General features: G+C 73.3%; 5 protein-coding genes. 2 read left to right on the forward strand and 3 right to left on the reverse strand.

The genetic code is table 11. From position 1 onward, the window contains the following. On the reverse strand, positions 1-1,032 hold a 1,032-nt coding region (locus MFF42_RS18975), incomplete at its 3' end, for a single-stranded-DNA-specific exonuclease RecJ family protein (protein ID WP_238257140.1). Positions 1,033-1,348: 316 nt separating this feature from the next. On the opposite strand from MFF42_RS18975, the gene MFF42_RS18980 reads away from it, so the two are divergent. Beyond that, entirely contained in the window at positions 1,349-1,861 is a 513-nt protein-coding gene (locus MFF42_RS18980) for a DUF892 family protein (RefSeq protein WP_238257141.1), read from the forward strand. A 56-nt stretch (positions 1,862-1,917) separates the two neighbouring features. Next, on the forward strand, positions 1,918-2,109 hold the full coding sequence (locus MFF42_RS18985) for a hypothetical protein (RefSeq protein ID WP_238257142.1): 192 nt from the start codon (positions 1,918-1,920) through the stop codon (positions 2,107-2,109). Positions 2,110-2,136: 27 nt separating this feature from the next. On the opposite strand, the gene MFF42_RS18990 is transcribed toward MFF42_RS18985, so the two are convergent. Beyond that, positions 2,137-2,784 (reverse strand): hypothetical protein, encoded by a 648-nt coding sequence (locus MFF42_RS18990; RefSeq protein ID WP_238257143.1) that lies wholly within the window; start codon positions 2,782-2,784, stop codon positions 2,137-2,139. A 9-nt stretch (positions 2,785-2,793) separates the two neighbouring features. Continuing rightward, positions 2,794-3,356: glycosyltransferase family 29 protein (locus tag MFF42_RS18995; protein ID WP_238257144.1), on the reverse strand; the 563-nt coding region annotated here is incomplete at its 5' end.

Below are 3,356 nucleotides of genomic sequence, written 5' to 3' on the forward strand. Positions count from 1 at the left end.
GGCGACGAAGCGGTTCCAGGTCTCGACCCGGATCTGGCCGCCGGTGGCGCGGCGATGCCCCTGTGCGAACTGATCGTCCGGCCCGAGCCGAGGCGCGCGCTCCTCCAGAAAGCCGATCAGGTCCGGCACGGTGGCGCTGCGGACGGCGAAGTGGACATAGCCCGCCCGGAAGCCGGCATTGGCGCCGATCACCACCTGCCGCCGCAGCCGGTGGATCCAGGATTGTGCGACGAGCGGATGGATCTGGCAGGGCGAGTCGCAGCGGATCAGCGCGACGGGGCCGGCGAAGAGCGGCGGCACGCTCCGCGCGGCGTCGAGCGCCGCGCGCACCTCGTCCCGGGCCGCGCGCAGGAGCGCCGCGTCGGGATCGGCCGCCGAGACGACGTCGCCCGGCCCGCCTGCCCGCAGGAGCAGGCGCAGGGCCGGGCCGGCATCGCCGCCGGCCGAACGGCGCGGCGCGTTGACGAGGCTCACCGCCTCGCGCAGCGCCTTCAGCGTGTAGGCCCTGCGCAGCGGTCCCATGATGTCGGGGAAATCGGCGCTCGCGGCGCGCTCGCCGAGGTCGCCGACAAGGCCGATTCCGGCGAGCCAGGCCAGATCCTCCGCCTCGCCCAAGGCCGCGGCGCAGGCATGGGCGAGCAGGCTGGAGGTCGGCGTCGGCGCGTCGGCCTGTCCGCTGATCACCGCAGCCTCGGCGGCGGCCGGCATCGACCGCGGCACGTGGTGATCGACCAGCACCGTCGGCACGCCGGCCAGGATCGTGCCGGCCTGCACGCCGAGATCGGTGACGACGAGCCCCCCGGGGTCGAGGGCGGAGAGTTCGGCCGCCATGGCCGGTGACCAGGCCGACTCGCCGCGGCCGACCACACGGACGGGGACGAGGCAGCGCCCCGACCGTTCGAGCGCGCGCCACAGGATCGCGCCCGCCGACAGGCCGTCGGCATCGTCGTGGCACAGGACCACCGGCCTGCCCGGCCCGAAACCGGAGACGGCCCGGGCGAAGGCGGCACCGTGCGCGGCCAGATCCGTCACCGGCGTTCACCGCGTCGGCAACAGCCCGGATGGTGCCTCGTCCCGGACATGCGGTCGTCTCCTGCTCGGGTCCTGCTCGGGCTCGAATCGCGGCGCCGACGGGCAACCGCGGCCCGCGCGCCCGGTTGCGGCGCCACTTGCCGCAGGGGGGCCCCACGGTGTGACCCACGGCGCGCGTGGCGGGCCCGCGATGCGAAGACGTCGTGTCGGCGCATCAGGCTTGGCGGGGCGCTTCCGCCGCAGGATACGCGCGGAACGCCGGTGTTGCTCTCAAGTTATCGGCCGGAACAGAGCTCAACCCGGAGACTAAAACGAGATGGCAGGCACCGATATCGGCACGATTTACGCTGGATCCCTGAAGAATACGCGTGCTTTGGAGAAGCAGGGGCTGGAGCAGATGGAGAGGCAGCTCTCCGGACTTGAGCGTTATCCCGACTATGCTGCCGTCCTGCGCCGTCACGTCGAAACCACGAAGGCCCAGCTCGGCCGTCTCGACAAGGCGCTGGAGGCGATCGGTGAGAGCCCTTCGGGCCTGAAGGAGACGGTGACGAGCCTTGCCGGCTCCCTCGGCGCCGCCGTCCACGCCTCGGCCCAGGACGAGACGCTGAAGAACCTCTACGCCGGCTACGCCTTCCAGCACGACCAGATCGCCGCCTACCGCTCGCTGAGCGTGATCGCCGAACGGGCGGGCAAGACCGAGCAGGTCTCGCTCTTCCGCGCGGCGGTCGACGAGGAGACGCGGGCGGCCGAAGACATCGCGGCGCTGATCGAGCCCGTCACCAAGACCTATCTCGATCTGACGCTCAACGGCGCGAAGGCCGACAGCTAGAAACCCTCCCGGGCGGCCTCGGCCCGGGGCCGCCCCCAGCTCGGACGCTGCGCGCCATGGACGATCCCACCCCCGTTGCCGTCACCGTCGAGGCCTGCCCGGAGCGCTCGGAGCAGTTCCGCTGGCATCTGACCGACCGGGACGGCGTGTCCGTCCGCGTCTCACCCGAATCCTATCCCTCGCCGGAGGACGCCTGTTCCGCCGGCGAGGCCGCCCTGCGGGCGTTCGGCGCTGCGCATCCCGGCTGAGTGTCCCTCAGGGTGTCACCCGAGGTTTCACGCGGGCGCCGTCCACGCCGCGTGGACCGCGCCGCGGGCGGTGTCGGGCTTGGACGCCCCGATGAAGACGACGACCGGGCCATGGGCGTCGCGCCGGGGATCGTAGAAGTCGAGCAGGCCCGGTGCGATCGCTTGGAAGAAACGCGGTCGCACGGCGTCCCGGCGGAGCAGGTGGTCGATCACGACCTGATCGCCGTGCACCGCGTTGGGCACTGGGCCGCAGGAGCCCGCCGTCATCCAGCGCCCGGGCTCGGCCGCGAAGCGCGCGTAGAGCTCGGCGAGTTCGTCGCCCTCCCAGCGCATCAGGGCGCTGGAGAGGCGGCCCTTGTGGAAGTAATCCTCCATCGCCGCGAGGCCCGGCTCGGCCAGGGCGTCGGCCGGGCCCGTGAAGACGGTGTCGAGGTCGCACAGCACCGTCGTGCCGTCCGAGAGGCCGGGGCGGAACGCCTCCATCTTCGCCCACCAGGCCGGCCAGTCGTGGCGCAGGGGCACGCGCTCGACGCCCGCGACGGCGAGCGGCCCGTCGGTGAGGCAGCGGATCCGCGTGAAGGCCGGGGCGTGGCGGCGCACGCCGCGGGCCAGCCGCTCGACCCAGGTCGCGTCGTAGCGCCCGCCGCCCTTGAGCACCGTGATCAGCGTGGACATCGGGGCGGATCATCCTTCGAGTGGCTGCAGATGCAGGCGCCCGGCGGCCTGGGTCTCGGCGAACCACGCGCGCTCGGCGGCCCAGGGGTGGCCGGGCCAGCCGTCGAACCCGAAGCCGTAGGCCCGGGCCGGATCGGCCTCGGCCGGACGGGCGAGCAGGAGCGCCAGGGTCACGAGGAAGCCGGTGCTCGGGTTCGGGCGCCCCTGCGTGCGGGGGGCGAGCAGGCGCCGGGCATGCGCGTGCAACGCCTCCGGCAGGATGTGGATCGGGCGGCCCAGGGGGCGCAGCAGCGCCAGGGCCTCACGGGTCCAGCAGATCGGCTCGGGGCCCTGCTCCTCCGGCGGCAGCATCGGAAACGGCAGGATGAAGGCCTGTGCCGCCCGGACCACCGGGCGCTCCAGAAAGTGCCGGTCCGCCAGCCACTCGCGCATCTGGCCGCCGCGATTGACCAGGGCGAGATGCGTGACCCGGGAGCCGGTGCGGCCGTCGAAGCCCGCGGCGTTGTTGAAGCGCACGACGCATTCCGCCGCATCGATCGCCTCCGCGGCCGCGCCGATCTCCGGCGCGTTGC

Source organism: Methylorubrum podarium (genome assembly GCF_022179745.1).
Classification (GTDB): domain Bacteria; phylum Pseudomonadota; class Alphaproteobacteria; order Rhizobiales; family Beijerinckiaceae; genus Methylobacterium; species Methylobacterium podarium.

Coding starts and splice junctions, on each gene's coding strand:
- MFF42_RS18980 (WP_238257141.1), top strand. CDS start 1,349: ATGGCAGGCACCGATATCGGCACGATTTACGCTGGATCCCTGAAGAAT.
- MFF42_RS18985 (WP_238257142.1), top strand. CDS start 1,918: ATGGACGATCCCACCCCCGTTGCCGTCACCGTCGAGGCCTGCCCGGAG.
- MFF42_RS18990 (WP_238257143.1), bottom strand. CDS start 2,784: ATGTCCACGCTGATCACGGTGCTCAAGGGCGGCGGGCGCTACGACGCG.